The organism is Mycobacteroides sp. H001, assembly GCF_001440005.1.
GTDB lineage: Bacteria > Actinomycetota > Actinomycetes > Mycobacteriales > Mycobacteriaceae > Mycobacterium > Mycobacterium gwanakae.
In genome coordinates, this window is sequence record NZ_LJYH01000025.1 from 49,013 (window position 1) to 67,024 (window position 18,012).

An 18,012-nucleotide genomic window follows, 5' to 3' on the forward strand; every position below is an offset into this window, starting at 1 on the left:
CGGAGCCATTCGCCTCGTGCGCACACGCCGTTGGCGCGCACCTGCGGAGACTCTCGGCAACCATGGGTACATTGGGGGCGAAAATGTTCTTCGTCTCAGCAACCAAACCCGTGACCGATCCCGAGGTGCCTCCCACCGCGGCGATGGACGCCACCCCAAAACCCAAGAGCAGCAAGGCGTTTTATCGGCACGACCTCGACGGATTACGCGGAATCGCGATTTTTCTGGTCGCGGTGTTTCACGTCTGGTTCGGCAGGGTGTCGGGTGGAGTTGACGTTTTCTTAACCCTTTCGGGCTTCTTCTACGGCAGCAAGCTACTTCGCACAGCGACTACACAGGGAGCCTCGCTCAACCCCGTACCGGTACTGAAGCGACTGGTCCGGCGCTTGCTCCCCGCGCTGGTTCTGGTGCTGGCGGCCTGTGCCGTACTCACCGTCTTAGTGCAACCCGAGACCCGGTGGGAGACGTTCGCCGAGCAGAGTCTGGCCAGCCTCGGCTACTACCAGAACTGGGAGCTGGCCAACACCGCCGCCGACTATCTGGCAGCCAGCGAGTCGGTCAGCCCACTCCAGCACCTCTGGTCGATGTCGGTTCAGGGCCAGTTCTACGTCGGTTTCCTGGCGTTGGTGTATCTGCTGGCGGTTCTGCTGCGCAAACCACTCGGCCGGCACATCCGCACCGTCCTGGTGGCCGTGATCGCAAGCCTGACCGCCGCATCGTTCGGGTACGCGATCTACGCACATCTCGACTTCCAGTCGATTGCCTACTACAACACGTTCGCGCGGGCGTGGGAGTTGCTGCTCGGCGTGCTGGTGGGCGCGCTGGTGGCCGGAACCCGCTGGCCGATGTGGCTGCGCCAGGTCCTGAGCATCGCGGCGCTGGCGACGATCCTGTCCTGTGGCGCGCTCATCAACGGCGTGCGGGAGTTCCCGGGCCCGCTGGCCCTCGTACCCGTCGTCGCCACACTCGTCCTCATCTTGTCGGCGGCGAATCTGCCCACCGACACACCACAACCGGCGGCGAACCGGTTCCTGGCCACCAGGCCCCTGGTCGAGCTGGGATCACTGGCCTACTCCCTTTACCTATGGCACTGGCCGCTGCTGGTCTACTGGCTGGTCTATAGCGGTCAGCCCAAGGTCTCCTTGTGGGAAGGTGCCGCCATCCTCGGCATATCCCTGGCGTTGGCCTACCTGACCAACAAATACGTCGAGACTCCCCTGCGCTACCCCCGACCGGTGGCCAAGCCCTCCACGCTATGGACCAGGCTGCGGCGCCCCACCTTGGCGCTCGGGACCTCCATCGTGTTGATGGCGGTCGCGCTGACCGCCACCTCATTCACCTGGCTCGAACATGTCACCGTGCAACGGTCCAACGGCAAGGAGCTCTCCGGCCTGCGTCCACGGGACTACCCCGGTGCCGCAGCCCTGCTCTACGGCGACCGCGTGCCCGACCTCCCGATGCGGCCCACCACCCTGGAGGCCTCCGACGACCTGCCCATCACCACCGAGCAGGACTGCATCAGCGACTTCCGCAATCGCGCGGTGATCACCTGTACCTACGGCAATCCGCACGCCACGCGAACCATCGCACTGGCCGGTGGGTCGCATGCCGAACACTGGATCACCGCCCTCGACATCCTGGGGCGCCAACACAACTTCAAGATCACCACCTATCTCAAGATGGGTTGCCCGCTCAGTACCGAAGAGGTCCCCCGCATCGCCGGGTCCAACGACCCATACCCCGATTGCAAGAAATGGGTCGACGAGGTGATGGCGCGGTTGATCAAGGAACACCCCGACTACGTCTTCACCACCACCACCCGTCCCCGCTCCGCGCTCGGCACCGGCGATGTGATGCCCGACAGCTACCTGGGCATCTGGTCGGCGTTCGACGAGGCGGGGATTCCTGTTCTCGGCATGCGCGACACGCCCTGGCTGATCGACAGGGACGGCACTACCTACACCGCCGCCGACTGCATTTCGGCGGGGGGAACCTCCGATTCGTGCGCCATGGATCGCAACCGCGCGCTCGATGACGTGAATCCCACGCTCGCCATCGCGAATCAGTTCCCACTGCTCAAGATTCTCGATATGACCAAGGCCGTCTGCCGCTCCGACAAATGTCGTGTAGTTGAAGGAAACGTGTTGGTGTATCACGATTCTCATCACATCTCTGCGACCTACATGCGCACCATGACCAAGGAGCTGGGACGCCAGATCGCGCTCGCGACCGGTTGGTGGCGGACCAGCCCGCCGGGCAAGTGAGGCGCGCGATTCCGGTGTAGACCGATAGGGTCTATCACTATGACCCTGCCACCGCTTCAGGTATGGCCGGGCAACCCGTATCCGCTGGGCGCTACCTATGACGGAGCCGGCACCAACTTCTCGTTGTTCTCCGAGGTCGCCACGGCCGTCGAACTGTGCCTGATCGCCAAGGACGGCACGGAAACCCGAGTGCCACTCGATGAGGTCGACGGGTACGTGTGGCATTGCTACCTGCCAACTGTCTCCCCCGGCCAGCGTTACGGATTCCGGGTACACGGTCCCTGGGAGCCTGAGGCCGGGCACCGCTGCGACCCCAACAAGCTGCTCCTCGACCCGTACGGCAAGGCCTTTCACGGCGAGTTCGGCTACACCCCCGAGGCGGATCCGCCGCTGCTCTCGTACCAGACCGATCCACTGGACACCGAGACACTCGTCGCACGCGACTCGCTGGGCCACACCATGACCTCTGTGGTCATCAATCCCTACTTCGACTGGGGTTCGGATCGTGGCCCGCGCACTCCGTACCACGAGACGGTGATCTACGAGGCTCATGTCAAAGGCATGACACAGACCCATCCCGGTATTCCCGAGGAGCTTCGGGGCACCTACGCCGGTCTGGCGCATCCGGTCGTCATCGAGCACCTGCGTTCCCTGGGTGTCACCGCCATTGAACTGATGCCCGTGCACCAGTTCTTCCAAGACAGCCGGCTGATTGCCCTCGGGTTGCGAAACTATTGGGGGTACAACACCTTCGGATTCCTGGCTCCGCATGCGGGGTACGCGTCATCGCCGCACGCGGGCGGCGCCGTCGCCGAATTCAAGGCAATGGTTCGCGCTCTGCACGAGGCGGGTATCGAGGTCATCCTCGACGTCGTCTACAACCACACGGCCGAGGGCGATCACATCGGCCCGACCCTGAGTTTCCGCGGCATCGACAATCGCGCCTACTACAAACTCAACGACGACAACCTCGCGCGCTACACCGACTACACCGGAACGGGAAACAGTCTCAACGCTCGCCACCCGCACACGTTGCAGCTCATCATGGACTCGCTGCGCTACTGGGTCACCGAAATGCATGTCGACGGATTCCGGTTCGACCTGGCCTCGACCCTCGCCCGCGAGCTGCATGACGTCGATCGCCTGTCCGCCTTTTTCGACCTGGTGCAGCAAGACCCGATCGTCAGTCAGGTCAAACTGATCGCCGAACCCTGGGATATCGGCGAGGGCGGATACCAGGTGGGCAACTTCCCCGGCTTGTGGACCGAATGGAACGGGAAGTTCCGCGACACCGTCCGCGATTACTGGCGCGGAGAGCCCGCCACCCTCGGCGAATTCGCTTCGCGCCTCACCGGCTCCTCAGATCTCTACGAGGCGACCGGGCGCCGCCCCAGTGCCAGCATCAACTTCGTCACCGCGCATGACGGCTTCACACTGCGAGACCTGGTCTCGTACAACGAGAAACACAATGAGGCCAACGGTGAGGACAACCGGGACGGAGAAACTCACAACCGCTCGTGGAACTGCGGCGTGGAGGGTCCCACCGATGATCCGGAGATTCTGGCGCTGCGTGCCCGCCAGATGCGCAACATTTTCGCGACCCTGGTGCTGAGTCAGGGCACGCCGATGCTCTCGCACGGCGACGAGATCGGCCGCACCCAGCAGGGCAATAACAACGTGTACTGCCAGGATTCAACACTGTCCTGGATGGACTGGGAGCTGGCTGAGACAAATTCCGACCTGCTGCAGTTCGCCAGAACGGTGATCGCGCTGCGTAAACAGCACCCGGTGTTCCGCCGCCGCCGCTTCTTCGCCGGACGACCGATCCGCGAGGGCGAAGAGGTACGCGACATCGCGTGGCTGACACCCGCAGGCGAGGAAATGACCACCGCCGACTGGGACAGCGGTTTCGGCAAGAGTCTGGCCGTCTTCCTCAACGGCGATGCGATCCCCGAACCCAATGCCCGCGGCGAACGCGTGTCGGGCGACTCGTTCCTGCTGTGTTTCAACGCCTATGACGAACCGCTGGATTTCGTGACACCCGACGGCGACTATGCGACGCAGTGGACAGCCGTCCTCGACACTGCCGAACCCGACGGACAATGCTCGGCGATAGTCGACGCGGGCAAGGCCGTGCGCGTGCAGGACCGCGCCCTGGTTGTGCTGCGCAAGAGCGGATAGTCGGCGCTACGTCAGGTAGCGGAATGCCGCCGAATCCGGTTCCAGCCGTTCGATATCAAGGTCCGACGCGTACATGCGGTCCAGCAAGCCCGCGAGATCCTCGGCATTGCTGAGCTCGATGCCCACCAGGGCGGCACCCATCTCGCGGTTGTTCCGCTTGACGTACTCGAACAGCGTGATGTCGTCGTTGGGCCCGAGTATGTCGCCCAGGAATCGGCGCAACGCACCCGGCTCCTGCGGGAAGTCGACCAGGAAGTAGTGCTTGAGCCCCAGGTGCACCAATGAGCGCTCCAGGATCTCGCCGTACCGCGAAACATCGTTGTTGCCACCGGAAATCAGGCAGACAACCGTCTCGCCGGGGGCCAGATCAAGTTCTGACAGCCCGGCGACCGACAGGGCGCCGGCGGGCTCGGCGATGATTCCTTCGTTCTGGTACAGCTCGAGCATGGCCGTGCAAGCGGCACCTTCGTCGACGGTCATCAACGTCAATGTCTCTCCGGCCGCAGCCAGCAGCCGGTACGGAACCGCGCCGGCCACCTGTACCGCGCAGCCGTCGACGAACGGATCGACATGATCGAGTGGGACCGGACCACCGGCCCGCATCGCGGCCGCCATGCACGCCGCACCGGCCGGCTCGACACCGACGACCCGCACCTGAGGAGCCCGTTCCCGCAGGTACGTGACGATCCCGGAGATGCACCCGCCGCCACCGACCGGAACCACCACAACGTCCGGCCGGACATCGAGCTGGTCGAGGATCTCGGCGGCAATGGTGCCCTGCCCGGCAATGGTCCGCGGATCGTCGAACGCCGGGACAAGGGTGGCCCCAGTGCGTTCGGCGTCGGCCTTGGCCGCCGCAGCCGCCTCGTCATAGCCGTGCCCGACAGCGATGAGCTCAACAAACCCGTTGCCGTGATAGATGATCCGTTGCCGCTTCTGCTTCGGAGTCTTGCTGGGGATGTATACGCGCCCGTGTACACCCATCGAATTGCAGGCCAGCGCGAACCCCTGGGCGTGGTTTCCGGCGCTGGAGCATACGACGCCCGCAGCCTTCTCCTCGTCGCTGAGCTGCATCAAGAGGTTGAACGCACCACGCAGTTTGTACGAGCGAACCGATTGCAGATCTTCACGCTTGAGATAGACGTTGGCCCCGGTGAGCGCCGACAGGCGATCGGCGTGCTGGACGGGAGTCGGGTGCACCACCTCGTCGATGCGCTTGGCCGCCGCGTCAATATCACTGGCGGTGACGGCCTGAGCCGTGCTCAAGAGACAGGTGTCAGCACGAAAACCGGGATCTGACGGTCGGTCTTGGTTTGGTATTCCGCGTACGGCGGGTAGGCCTCGACGGCGCGATCCCACCACTGGGCCTTCTCGTCGCCGACCACCTCGCGTGACTGGTAGTCCTTGGTGATGCTGCCGTCCTGCAGCTCGACGAGCGGGTTCTCTTTGACGTTGTAGTACCAGACGGGGTTCTTGGGTGCACCGCCCAGCGAGGCCACGATGGCGTACTCGCCGTTGTGCTCCACGCGCATCAGGGCGATCTTGCGCAGCTTGCCGGACTTAGCGCCCAGTGTGGTCAGCAGAATCACCGGCATGTCCGCAATGGTGATGCCGTCGGTGGTCCCACTCTCGATGATCTTGGCCACCTGCTTCTGCGACCAATCGAGTCCACTGGGTTCGTATTCACCGGTTAATGGCATGCCGACAACTGTATCGCCCCAGGCATCGGGGAATCACGCCGATAATGCCGATCGCCCGGCAACCCTGCCCGCATCGGACACCCCCCGACTTTAGTTTTAGCGCCCACGATGGGAGTGTTCGGTTGACCGAACTTCCCGGTTAGGCATATCCTTCATTCATGACGACGTTCGAGCGCGCAGCACATGGAGTGCGGCCGATTGACGTCGCGGCCATGCCCGCCTACAAGCTGCTGGCATTGGGAGTCGGCACGGCGGTGTTCGTGGTGGCGCTCTTGCTGGTGGCATCGCTGTCGACCGCGGTGCTCTCGGCCGTCGCGGTGGCCAGCATGGTCTGGCTGACCGGCTCGTTCATTCACTGAGCAGAACCATCCAACGGGGTGTAATACATCCCCATGTCTTCACCAAGCCAATCGGCCGCCGGGCATCCCGGTGAGCACCGCATGGAGCGGCTGGCCCACGAGGTGACCGATGACGTACTGGCCGCCGAGAAACATCTCCCTTCCTGGTTGCGCCCCGGCGCTCCGGAAAGCCGGATACCGGTTCTTGTCGCCCTTATCGCGGCGATCGGCCTTCAGCTGGCCATCCCCGCACAGTTCAATCTGACGCCACGCTGGCCGCTCCCGGCCCTTGAGTCCGCGCTCCTGATAGTCCTGGTGATCCTGAACCCGATAAAGTTCACGCGTTCAACAACTCTCGGGCGTTGGGCGACATATGTGCTGATCGCTGCGATCACCGCCGACAACACCATCTCGGCGGCGCTGCTGGATTACAAGATCGTCACCGGGCAGATGGGTGACAATCCGCGGGTACTCCTGGGCAGTGGCCTGGCCATCTTCATCACCAACATCATCGTGTTCGGCATGTGGTACTGGGAGTTCGACCGCGGCGGACCGTTCGCGCGCCACACCACCGAACGGCCACACCCGGATTTCATGTTTCCGCAGATGGCCAATCCCGAACTCGCTCCGCCAGATTGGCGCCCGAAGTTCCCTGACTACCTCTACGTGAGCTTCACCAACGTCGTCGCGTTCTCCCCCACCGACACCATGCCCTTGTCGCGCTGGGCGAAGATGCTGATGACCTTGCAGTCGATGGTCGCGCTGTCCACAGTGGCGCTGGTGCTGGCCCGCGCCGTGAACATTCTGGGCTAGCGGTGATCCCGCAGGGTTCGGCCACGACATCGGAGGTCCCCGGGACTCTCAACCGGATTCTGCACCTGGCCACGATGCTCGCGGTGAACGCGATTCCCCTCACCGGCTGGTTCGTGGGCGGGTGGACCGCCGGCACGACGCTGGCGGTCTACTGGTTCGAGACCGTGGTGGCGTCCCTGTTCGTCGCACTCCGGGCACTTCTTCACAAACGGTGGAGTCCGCGCCATGGGCACTTCCGGTACGAGGCACCGGGACCGGATCAGCGCTACTCCCGAACTTCCTTCATCAAGGGATTCCTCTTCACGACTCTCATCTTTTCGGCGGCGCACGGGTTCTTCCTGGCCGTCATCGTGTTGCTGCTCACCCACAACGGCAAGGCCGCACTGATTGGCATCGATTGGCACACTGTCGGATTCGGATGCCTGCAGGTTCTTGTCGCGCTGGCCGTCGACTTTCTGATCGACCTTCCATCACTGCGCCGTTGGTCTTTCTGGCAGCTGGAGGTGATGGCAAGCCGTGGCTTCATGCGCGTTGCCGTCGTGCACCTCACCTTGATTTTCGGGATGTTCGCGGTCGCGGTTACCGACGCACCCTCGGCGCTGTTCGGCGTGTTCGTCGTTCTGAAGACCATGTATTCGCTCAGTGTCACGTTCCCGCAGTGGGAGCCGGCCACCCCGCCGCGCTGGCTCAGCCGGGCGATGAACCGGATCCCCAGCGCACGGCCCGGACTGACCTTCGAGCAGCAATGGGCCAAGGACCGGAACGCAGAGGCAGCACGGCGGAAGAAGAATGAAGAGCCCTGGACAGGGACGCGGCGTTGAACGCTTCTCAGATGGGGTCGCTGCTGGAGTAGGTGTCGGTCGACTCCGGGCGCGCGCCGTAGCGCTGGGCGTAGGTCTGGTGCTTGCGCGCATGTTTTTCGCGGTTACCGATATCGGCGAGTTTCGGGTCCAGATCGTGCTGGGCCAACCGGTAGCGGCGCCAGATCTTGTTGAGAGCGTGGGTCATCAGGATCGCCCAGACGTAGATGGGCAGGGTGATCGCCACATGCAAGAGCAGTCCACCCGGTAGGAGCCAGAACGGCGCCAGGATGAAATGCGGCGGGATCACGTACCGGATCATGTGCCGCCGCACCGCTCCGGGGCCGGACAGGTCGTTGGTCACCCAATCCCGCATCGAGTCGGGCAAGCGCTTTCCGTAGGCGTAGGTGATGTACTGCCCCGCGGTGGGCCGATCCGTTGTCATACACACTCCTGGCGTCTTATGCGGCTCTCGCCGGAGTGAGCAGCAGACAGCCCTGCTGAGTACAGGTAAGGCCCCGACGAGAGCCGTCAGGAACTATAGACGGGCCCCTGTCCTGCGGTGTTGCCGGGTTGCTAATCTTTGCAAGTTGTTGTGTGGTGAGGTGGACTGGATATGGATGCGCGTCAACCGCTGTACCGAATGAAGGCGGACTTCTTCAAGACATTGGGCCATCCGGTGCGGATTCGGGTGCTGGAGCTGCTCAGCGAGCGCGATCAAGCCGTGTCGGAAATGCTGCCCGAAGTGGGTATCGAGGCGGCCAACCTGTCGCAGCAGCTGGCCGTATTACGGCGTGCCGGCCTGGTGACCGCCCGCCGCGAAGGACTGTCCGTGCTGTACACACTGACCTCACCGCGCGTCGCCGAGTTACTGGCGACCGCACGCAAGATCTTGACCGGTGTGGTGGCCGATCAAGCCGAATGGCTCGACTCCGCCGATCCCGTCGTGCCCGAGCTCGCCGATGCCGCAGCGACCCGACACGCGCAGACTTAGCCGCCCAGGCAGCCCGGCCCGAGTAGTGCCTTGAGGTCACCCATCAGCGCCGATGATGGCGTCACCCGAAGCGACTGATCGAGTTCGAGGGTGGTGACACGCTCTCCGCTGATCAAACGCAGATGAACCTGGTTGGTCCCGGGATGCCGCGCCAACACCTGCTTGAGTGCGGTCACCTTGTCGATGGTGCACTGCCGCGTCGGCAGCGTGACCGCAACCGGACGATCGTCGGAAGCCTGCGAGAAGTCGGGCACCACAAGGTCATTAGCAATCAGTGAAATCCGGTCATCGCGGATCGCCACCTTCGCGTTCACCAGAACGACCGCGTCATCGGCGATCTCGGCACCGTACACCGAATAGGCCTGCGGGAAGAAGAGCACCTCGATGCCACCGGTTAGGTCCTCGAGTTGCGCAGAAGCCCAGGGCATTCCGTTCTTGTTGACCCGACGGTTGACCGAGGCGAGGATTCCGCCCACCCGCACCTGAGTGTCATTGGCGATGTCGCCCTCGAGGATCGTGGGAATCTGGGTGTCGGTCTGACGGCCCAGCAGGTGCGCCACCCCATTGAGTGGGTGCCCGGATACATACAGCCCCAGCATCTCTCGCTCAAGCGCGAGCTTATGCTTTTCTTCCCACTCCTCGTCGGGCACCTTGATGGCGAACACGCTGGATGCGTCGGCGTCGTCGTCCCCGGCACCGCCGAAGAGGTCAAACTGCCCCATCGCTTCGGCTTTCTTGGTGCCCAGCACCGAGTCGACGGCATCGGATTGGACGAGAAAAAGGCCCTTGCGGGAATGGCCTAGCGAGTCAAAGGCCCCCGCCTTCACCAGCGATTCCGTGACCTTCTTGTTGCAGGCCGCGATGTCGATCTTGTGCAGATAGTCCGAGAAATCGGTGAAGGCGCCCTTTGATTCCCGGGTCGCGATCAGGGACTGCACCACGTTGGCACCGACATTTCGCACGCCGCCGAGCCCGTAACGGATGTCCTCCCCCACCGAGGCGAAGTTGTGGACCGACTCGTTGACGTCCGGCGGCAGCACCGTGATGCCCAGACGACGGCAATCGGCGAGATAGACGGCCGCCTTGTCCTTGTCGTCACCCACGGAGGTGAGCAGCCCGGCCATGTACTCGCCGGGGTAGTTGGCTTTGAGGTAGGCGGTCCAGAACGACACCAATCCGTAGCCGGCCGCGTGCGACTTGTTGAACGCGTATCCGGCGAACGGCAGAATCGTGTCCCACAGCGCCTTGACGGCCTTCTCGGAGAAGCCGTTGTTGGTCATGCCCTCGTAGAAGCCCTTGTATTCGGCTTCCAGCACTTCAAGCTTCTTCTTGCCCATGGCCTTGCGGAGCGCATCGGCCTTACCCATGGAGTACGAGGCGACCTTCTGGGCGATGAACATGATCTGCTCTTGGTAAACGATCAGACCGTAGGTCTCCGAGAGGATGTCCCTGAGAGGCTCCTCCAGCTCGGGGTGAATCGGCTTGATCGGCTGGCGACCGTTCTTGCGGTCGGCGTAGTCGTTGTGTGCGTTCATGCCCATCGGGCCGGGGCGGTACAGCGCCAGCACGGCCACGATGTCGTTGAATCCGGTGGGCTGCATGCGGCGCAGCAGATCCCGCATGGGCCCACCGTCGAGCTGGAACACGCCGAGAGTGTCACCGCGGGAGAGCAATTCGTAGGTGGCCGGATCTTCCAGCGGAAGATGGTCCAGGTCCAGATCGATGCCCCTGTTGGCCTTGATGTTGTCCAGCGCATCACCGATGACGGTCAGGTTGCGCAACCCCAGAAAGTCCATCTTCAGCAGGCCGATGGCCTCACACGACGGATAGTCCCAGCCGGTGATGATGGCGCCGTCCTGCGCGCGCCGCCACAGCGGGATGGCGTCGGTGAGCGGCTCCGAGCTCATGATGACGGCACAGGCGTGCACACCGGCGTTGCGGATCAGGCCTTCCAGACCACGGGCGGTCTGATAGATGGTCCGCACATCGGGATCGGTGTCGATCAGGGTGCGAACCTCGGCGGCCTCTTTGTACCGCTCGTGTTCGGGGTCGGTGATACCCGAAAGCGGAATGTCCTTGGCCATGATGGGCGGCGGCAGCGCCTTGGTGATCCGGTCGGCGATGGCGAATCCGGGCTGGCCGTAGTGGATACGCGCCGAGTCCTTCAGCGCCGCCTTGGTCTTAATGGTGCCGAAGGTGATGACCTGCGCGACCCGGTCGCTGCCCCACTTATCCGTGGCATACCGAACCATCTCACCGCGGCGACGGTCGTCGAAGTCGATATCGATATCGGGTGCCGACGGTCGTTCCGGATTCAGGAAGCGCTCGAACAGCAGCCCGTGCGGGATGGGGTCGATGTTGGTGATCCCGAGCGCGTAGGCGACGAGCGATCCGGCCGCCGATCCACGGCCCGGGCCCACCCTGATTCCGACTTCCTTGGCATGGGTGACCAAGTCCCCGACGACCAGGAAGTATGCGGGGAAACCCTTCTGCTTGATGACGTCCAGCTCATAGTGCGCACGGGTGAAGTACTCCTCGGGTACCCCGCCGGGGACGCCGTCGAAGCGACGCTCCAGTCCACGGTCCACCTCCTTGCGCAGCCAGGAGTCCTGGTCTTCACCCTCGGGCACCGGGAACACCGGCATGCGGTCCTTGAAGCTCCAGACGTCTTCGTACGACTGCACCCGCTCGGCGATGAGCAGGGTGTTGTCACACGCGCCGGGCACAGCGTCATCCCAGAGGTCGCGCATCTCGGACGCCGGCTTCAGGAAGTAGCCGTCACCGTCGAACTTGAAGCGCGTGGGGTCCGACATGGTCTTGCCGGTCTGCACACACAGCAGTGCTTCGTGGTTGTGCGAGTGATCCTTGGTGACGTAGTGGCAGTCGTTGGTGGCCAGCGGAGGTATGCCGAGCTTCTTGCCCAACTCCAGCAGTCCCTCGCGCACCCGGCGTTCGATGGACAGCCCGTGGTCCATCAGCTCCAGGAAGAAGTTCTCCTTGCCGAAGATCTGCTGCCATTTGGCGGCGGCTTCGAGTGCCTCGGCCTCCTGACCAAGACGAAGCCGGGTCTGCACTTCACCGGAAGGACATCCGGTGGTGGCGATGATGCCGCTGGCGTGCTCGGCGATGAGCTCGGCGTCCATGCGCGCCCATTTACCCAGCTGGCCCTCGAATGAGGCCAGTGAGGATAACTTGAACAGGTTGCGCAGTCCTGTCGCGTTCTCGGCGACCATCGTCATGTGGGTGTAGGAACCCGAACCGGACACGTCATCGGACTTCTGCCCCGGATCGCCCCAGAAGACACGCTTGGTGTCGAACCGGGAGGCCGGCGCGATGTAGGCCTCGATGCCGATGATGGGCTTGACCCCGGTCGCGCTGGCGACGTTGTAAAACTCGCTGGCGCCGTACATGTTGCCGTGGTCGGTCATGCCGACCGCCGTCATGCCGAGGCGCTCAACCTCGGCAAGCATCGGCTTGATCTTCGCCGCACCATCGAGCATCGAGTACTCGGTGTGGTTGTGCAGGTGCACGAACGAAGAATTCGAGGAGCTCACACGTGCCTTTCGTACCGACCCACGATGGGGGCGTCAATCGCTAGAGGGGTCAGTTTATGGCGAGGGTCCGACAGTCCCGGGCGTGTCGGGGGTGTGTCGCCCCGCTCATCCAGCTACCCGAATCACAGCGGTCACAAAAGCCCCGTCAGCAACGGTCAGGGCCCGTTTTCCCGACGAACCCCCGCACGGGTGGCGGCTGCCGTTGCAGCACCCGATCCCTCTGCCGCAGGGACATACCCCGGCTGGCCCGCAGCGCCGCGTCACGCAACGGCGTCAACCACGAGTTCGAGACGAGTCCCAGCGCACCCAGTCGGCGGGAATCGCGTGCGATCCGCTGTGTCCGGCGTCGGCGCAACGCAATGGCGCGCCGGCGACGGTAACTGCGTGTCAGGTCGTCGCGGGCCGCACCCGGCGCGCACTGAGCACCGCGTCGACCGTGAAGACGACCAGCGCCGCCCAGATCAGCGCAAAGCCGGCCCACCGCTCCGGGGGCATCGCCTCATGCTTGACCAGCACACCCCAGAGCATCTGCAGCGATGGTGTCAGGTACTGCAGCAACCCAAGGGTAACCAGTGGAATGCGTTGTGCCGCAATTCCGAACATCAGCAGCGGCAGCGCCGTCACCACGCCGCTGAACACGATCAGCGCGGTGTGACCGGGGGTATAGCCAAGGAAGTGCTGCTGCCCGGCGAGACCGAGAAACGCCACGTAGGCCAGCGCGAACGGTGCCGCGACGATTCCCTCGGCCGTCAGGCTCACCCGCGGATCGACAGTCACCGTCTTCTTGATGGCTCCGTACCCGGCGAACGAGACGGCCAGGACCAAGGTGATGACCGGCAGCTGCCCGTAGTTGATCGTGAGCACGATGACTGCCGTGACTGCCAGTACCAGGGCCAGCAACTGCCATCGGCTGAGCGGCTCCCGGAAGATCAGCACACCCAACAACACCGTCACCAACGGGTTGACGAAGTATCCGAGCGCGGCGTCCAGGACATGCCCCGAGTTGACGGCATAGATGTAGACACCCCAGTTGAGGGCGATGAGAGCCGAGGCACCCGCGAGGAGGAACCAGTTGCGCGGCCCCATCGCGATGAGATCGCGCAATCGCCCGGAAACGGCGACGACGATCACCATCAGCAGCAGCGTCCAGATCATCCGGTGCGCCAGGATCTCCAGCGCACTGGCCGGCTTCAGCAGAGGGAAGAAGGCGGGAAACAATCCCCACATGAAGTAGGCGGCCGCACCGAATAGGTATCCGGACTTCAGACGATTCTCTTCGGGAGCGGTGACGATCCCACTCATCGCAGGACGTCGAGCGCGTGCGCCAGATCGTCCGGATACTCGCTGGTGATTTCCATCCAGCGACCATCGCCCGGATGTGTGAAGGCCAGCGACTTGGCGTGCAGCCATTGCCGTTCCAGCCCGAGCTTGGCCGCCAGCGTCGGATCCGCGCCATAGGTCAGATCACCGCAGCAGGGATGTTTGATGGCCGAGAAATGCACCCGGATCTGGTGGGTGCGACCGGTTTCCAGATGTATGTCCAGCAGGCTGGCCGCCACGAACGCCTCAAGGGTGTCGTAGTGGGTGATCGAATGACGCCCGTCCTCGACCACGGCGAACTTCCAGTCGTGTCCCCGGTGCCGCCCGATGGGGGCATCGATGGTGCCGCTGGACGGGTCCGGATGTCCTTGTACGAGAGCGTGATAGCGCTTCTCGACGCGCCGGTACTTGAAGGCGCGTTTGAGCTCGGTGTAAGCCTTCTCCGACAACGCGACAACCATGACGCCCGAGGTTCCGACGTCCAGGCGGTGCACGATTCCCTTGCGTTCCGGCACACCGGAGGTAGTCATCCGGAACCCGGCGGCGGCGAGCCCGCCAAGCACGGTGGGACCGCTCCAGCCGACTGAGGCATGGGCCGCGACGCCCGCTGGTTTGTCGACGGCGACCAGATCGTCATCGGCGTAGAGAATCTTCATGCCCTCGATGGCCTCGACCCGATTCTCCGGCGGGGCCTTGGGTTCGGGGAGGGTGACCTCTAGCCAGGTGCCCGCGGTGAGTTTCTCGGACTTGGTGACCGCAACCCCATCGAGAAGCACCGCGCCCTCTTCGGCGAGAGTTGCCGCGGCCGTGCGCGACAGCCCGAGCAGGCGTGCCAGCCCGGCGTCGACCCGCATGCCGGACAGGCCGTCGGGCACCGGCAGGGAACGCGAGGTCATGTCGGCTTGATCTGGGAAGCCTGCGCGTCGGCGTCGTCCGCCGTCGTCTCGTCGTCTGTGCTCGATGCTCCTCGCGTCGAGCGCTCGTCTGTGCTCGATGCTCCTCCCGTCGAGCGCTCGTCTGTGCTCGATGCTCCTCCCGTCGAGCGCTCGTCGGAGTCGTAGTCGTAGCCGAACAGTGACAGCGCCACCAGCAGGATCGCTCCACCTACCACCGCCGGATCGGCCACATTGAAGACCGGCCACCACCCCACCGAGAGGAAGTCGACCACGTGACCGCGCAGCGGCCCGGGTCCCCGAAAGAACCTGTCGACGAGATTGCCCAGCGCACCGCCGAGGATCATGCCCAAACCGATCGCCCACCACGTGGAGACCAACCGGCGGCCGATGAGCAGGATTCCGACCACAACCGAGATGGCGATGAGAGTCAGCACCCAGGTGTATCCGGTGGCGAAGGAGAACGCGGCGCCCGAATTACGCACCAGCGTCCAGCTGACGGTGTCACCGATGATGGGCACCGGCTTACCGGGCTGCAGCAGTTTGACGGCGAGAACCTTGCTGACGACATCCACCGCGAGTACCACCGCCGCCACGATGAGCAGCAGTTTTATCCGCCGCTTGGGCTTCGGGGCGGTCTCGGGCTCGTCACTCACGCCACCCATCATCCCTTACTCGGTGAGGCGCTTTGCGCAGCGTGTCTGCGATGATCGCCGCTGTGCCCGATGCTCTTCACCCCAAAGGCCCGTCACCGACCCTTGTGCTGCTGACCACCGGCGGAACCATCGCGACCGAGGTAGGCAGCGACGGCATTGCCCGGCACCGCAGTTCAGGTGATGACCTGCTCGCGGCGTCAGGGTACGGCGAGGTCGTGGTCGACGACCTGATGACGATCGACAGCTCGGAAATGACCCCGCAGCGCTGGCAGCAGATCGCCGCGTCAATCCGCGCCCATATCGCCGGCGGCGCCTCCGGAGTCGTCATCGCGCATGGCACGGACACCTTGGAGGAAACCGCGCTCTGGCTCGCGCTGACCTGCGCGGTGCAGGTACCCGTCGTCCTCACCGGGGCGCAGCGCAGTGGCGACCACCCCGAATCCGACGGCCCGGGAAATCTTCGCGATGCGTTGACGGTGGCCGCAAGCGGCGAGACTCTGGGCGTGGTGGTGTGCTTCGCGGGGCAGGTGTATGCGGCGCCGGGCCTGCGCAAGATCGATCTGGCCGATCCCGCCGGATTCGCCGGTGCCACCACCGTCGGGCACGTGCGCGACGGCGTGTTCGTTCGCAGCTGCGATGCCCCCGCCCCATTCCTTGGCACCGTGACCCGCGCCGCGTTACCCCGCGTCGACATCGTCAGCCTGTACCCGGGTGCCGACGCGGTGGCGCTCGACGCCTACGTGCGAGCCGGCGCCCAGGGACTGGTGCTGGAATCAATGGGCGCAGGTAACGCCAATGATGTTGTCATCGAGACAGTTTCGCGTCTCGTTGAGAACGGGATACGCGTGCTGGTGACCACCCGGGTGCCGGGCGGGGCGCTGACGACCGGATATGCGCCGGGCCAGAGATTGATCGACGCCGGTGCGGTGGTGGTGCCCCGGTTGCGTTCCGCACAGGCGCGGGTGCTGTTGATGGCGGCACTGGCCACCGGATCAGATCTGCGCGCCATCGTCGACCGGCTCGGCTGACTCCTGCGGCCAGTCCAGACTGGCCACCGGATCGGCACGGGTGACATCCTGGTCATCGACACCGAAGGTGCGCGCGATGCCGGGCCCGCTGCCACGTGTCTCGAATCTCACGGTCATGACGCCGTGCCCGGTGCCCTGGATCCAACCGTGCCCGAACTCGGGATGGCTGACGTCGTCGCCGACGCCCCAGCTCGCCGCACGTGGTTCCGGCGTGGCGACAGCCGATGCGGCCTCATCGGTCTCGGCAATCGATTCGGTCTGGTCCAGGTCGGGAAAAAGAGAGGCCTGCTGGGTGTCGGAAAATCCCGAGAATCCCACGCCAACAAGGCGAATGGGGCCGATCTCAATAGGGTCGAGTAGCAGCCGGCGCGCAGCCGACATCAGTACCGCACGTTCAGTGGTGGCGTAGGGCAGAGTCGCCGATCTGGTCAGGATGCTCATGTCTGAGCGCCGAAGTTTGACGGTGACGGTACGCACGCCGCGACCATGCTTGATCAATCGCCGATGGGCGTGGGCGCCGATGGGTTCGATGGCCTCGCGCAATTGATCGAGAGTCGTCAGATCATCGGCGAAGGTGGATTCGGCGCTGATCTGTTTGGTTTCGGCACGTTCGGCGACCGGACGCTCATCGATCCCCCGTGCGAGTTGATGCAGCGCGGGGCCGATCGTGCCGCCCAGCACCGAGGCCACCTCACCGGTCTGCAGCACCGCGAACTGGCCAATAGTGTTGATTCCCAGGCGGTTCAGCCGCTCTTCGGCAACGGGTCCGATTCCCCACAATTTGCGCACCGGCAGATCCTCGAGCAGTGCGCGTTCCTCCGCCGGAGCGATGATCCGCACCCCGTCGGGTTTGGCCAATCCCGATGCGATCTTGGCGAGCTGCTTCCCCGACCCCGCCCCGACCGATGCGGTGAGCCCGGTCTCGGCCAGCACCCGGGAACGAAGTTCCTCGATGTACTGGCCTACCGTTTCGGTTGTGGCCCCGGCCAGTTCGGCGGGCTCTCCGAAAGCCTCGTCGAAGGAGAGCTGTTCCAGCACCGGAATCATCGATCGCACCGTCGCAAACACCCGTCGGCTCGCGACGCCGTACACCGCCCCGCGAGGCGGCAGCACAACGGCGGAGATGCCCACGAGGCGCCGCGCCTGATGCATGGGCATAGCCGAGCGGGCACCGAAAACCCGGGCCTCATAGCTCGCGCCGGCCACCACGCCCCGACCTCCCGTGCCGCCGACAAGGACCGGTCGCTCACGCAGGGTTGGCCGGGTCAGCTGCTCGACCGAGGCGAAGAAGGCATCCATGTCGAGGTGCAGAACCCATCGACCGGCAGCACACACGCGATCATCGTATTGCGCAGGTCGGACATGCCCTGTCCGGCGCTGAGCACCACGATCGCCACCCGATGGCCGAACGCCGATAAGAAATGGCTGAATCACGCTACTCGGACAGCCGATGCGCCCCTAGCCTGATGTC

15 protein-coding genes are annotated in these 18,012 nt (G+C 64.3%); 7 read left to right on the top strand and 8 right to left on the bottom strand.

Going from position 1 to position 18,012, the window contains the following annotated elements; translation table 11 throughout:
- Nucleotides 1–83 precede the first annotated feature (83 nt).
- The gene (locus tag AOT83_RS09230; protein ID WP_057965882.1) at nt 84–2,264 is read left to right on the top strand and encodes an acyltransferase family protein; all 2,181 of its coding nucleotides are present in this window, start codon (nt 84–86) and stop codon (nt 2,262–2,264) included.
- Nucleotides 2,265–2,303: 39 nt separating this feature from the next.
- Entirely contained in the window at nt 2,304–4,445 is a 2,142-nt protein-coding gene (gene glgX, locus AOT83_RS09235) for a glycogen debranching protein GlgX (protein ID WP_057965883.1), read from the top strand.
- Between the two features lie 6 nt (nt 4,446–4,451).
- Here glgX and ilvA read toward each other — a convergent pair whose 3' ends face one another.
- Nucleotides 4,452–5,711, bottom strand: a complete 1,260-nt coding sequence (gene ilvA, locus AOT83_RS09240; RefSeq protein ID WP_057965884.1) for a threonine ammonia-lyase IlvA — start codon at nt 5,709–5,711, stop codon at nt 4,452–4,454.
- On the bottom strand, nt 5,708–6,145 hold the full coding sequence (locus tag AOT83_RS09245; protein ID WP_030093415.1) for a nitroreductase family deazaflavin-dependent oxidoreductase: 438 nt from the start codon (nt 6,143–6,145) through the stop codon (nt 5,708–5,710). The genes ilvA and AOT83_RS09245 overlap by 4 nt, the downstream gene beginning before the upstream one ends.
- A gap of 158 nt (nt 6,146–6,303) precedes the next feature.
- Here AOT83_RS09245 and AOT83_RS09250 point away from each other — a divergent pair, with 158 nt between their 5' ends.
- Genes AOT83_RS09250 through AOT83_RS09260 form a run of 3 tightly spaced genes read left to right on the top strand, consistent with a single transcriptional unit; the run spans nt 6,304 to nt 8,117 of the window.
- Nucleotides 6,304–6,504, top strand: a complete 201-nt coding sequence (locus AOT83_RS09250; protein ID WP_057965885.1) for a hypothetical protein — start codon at nt 6,304–6,306, stop codon at nt 6,502–6,504.
- A 33-nt stretch (nt 6,505–6,537) separates the two neighbouring features.
- Nucleotides 6,538–7,296 carry a hypothetical protein gene (locus tag AOT83_RS09255; RefSeq protein WP_057965886.1) on the top strand — a complete coding sequence of 253 codons (759 nt, stop codon included), beginning with the start codon at nt 6,538–6,540 and terminating at the stop codon, nt 7,294–7,296.
- A 5-nt stretch (nt 7,297–7,301) separates the two neighbouring features.
- A complete protein-coding gene (locus tag AOT83_RS09260; protein WP_256364547.1) occupies nt 7,302–8,117 on the top strand; it encodes a DUF6498-containing protein in 816 nt (271 codons plus the stop codon).
- Nucleotides 8,118–8,124: 7 nt separating this feature from the next.
- Here AOT83_RS09260 and AOT83_RS09265 read toward each other — a convergent pair whose 3' ends face one another.
- Nucleotides 8,125–8,541, bottom strand: a complete 417-nt coding sequence (locus AOT83_RS09265; RefSeq protein ID WP_030093419.1) for a DUF5313 domain-containing protein — start codon at nt 8,539–8,541, stop codon at nt 8,125–8,127.
- 171 nt (nt 8,542–8,712) lie between these two features.
- On the opposite strand from AOT83_RS09265, the gene AOT83_RS09270 reads away from it, so the two are divergent.
- Complete coding sequence (locus tag AOT83_RS09270) at nt 8,713–9,090, top strand: metalloregulator ArsR/SmtB family transcription factor (protein WP_057965887.1); 378 nt, start codon at nt 8,713–8,715, stop codon at nt 9,088–9,090.
- Here AOT83_RS09270 and dnaE read toward each other — a convergent pair.
- The 4 genes from dnaE to lspA all read right to left on the bottom strand — a co-directional run bounded on the left by dnaE (nt 9,087) and on the right by lspA (nt 15,522).
- The gene (gene dnaE, locus AOT83_RS09275) at nt 9,087–12,644 is read right to left on the bottom strand and encodes a DNA polymerase III subunit alpha (protein WP_030093421.1); all 3,558 of its coding nucleotides are present in this window, start codon (nt 12,642–12,644) and stop codon (nt 9,087–9,089) included. The two genes, AOT83_RS09270 and dnaE, sit on opposite strands and share 4 nt — an antisense overlap.
- A gap of 387 nt (nt 12,645–13,031) precedes the next feature.
- Nucleotides 13,032–13,946 (bottom strand): EamA family transporter RarD, encoded by a 915-nt coding sequence (gene rarD / locus AOT83_RS09280; protein ID WP_057965888.1) that lies wholly within the window; start codon nt 13,944–13,946, stop codon nt 13,032–13,034.
- The gene (locus AOT83_RS09285; protein ID WP_046253815.1) at nt 13,943–14,860 is read right to left on the bottom strand and encodes an RluA family pseudouridine synthase; all 918 of its coding nucleotides are present in this window, start codon (nt 14,858–14,860) and stop codon (nt 13,943–13,945) included. Before AOT83_RS09285 ends, rarD begins: the two co-directional genes overlap by 4 nt.
- Nucleotides 14,857–15,522 carry a signal peptidase II gene (lspA, locus tag AOT83_RS09290; protein WP_324610507.1) on the bottom strand — a complete coding sequence of 222 codons (666 nt, stop codon included), beginning with the start codon at nt 15,520–15,522 and terminating at the stop codon, nt 14,857–14,859. The genes AOT83_RS09285 and lspA overlap by 4 nt, the downstream gene beginning before the upstream one ends.
- A 101-nt stretch (nt 15,523–15,623) precedes the next feature.
- Here lspA and AOT83_RS09295 point away from each other — a divergent pair, with 101 nt between their 5' ends.
- Entirely contained in the window at nt 15,624–16,541 is a 918-nt protein-coding gene (locus AOT83_RS09295) for an asparaginase (RefSeq protein WP_057966026.1), read from the top strand.
- Here AOT83_RS09295 and AOT83_RS09300 read toward each other — a convergent pair.
- On the bottom strand, nt 16,506–17,876 hold the full coding sequence (locus tag AOT83_RS09300; RefSeq protein WP_081343738.1) for a DNA polymerase IV: 1,371 nt from the start codon (nt 17,874–17,876) through the stop codon (nt 16,506–16,508). The genes AOT83_RS09295 and AOT83_RS09300 overlap by 36 nt on opposite strands.
- Nucleotides 17,877–18,012 lie beyond the last annotated feature (136 nt).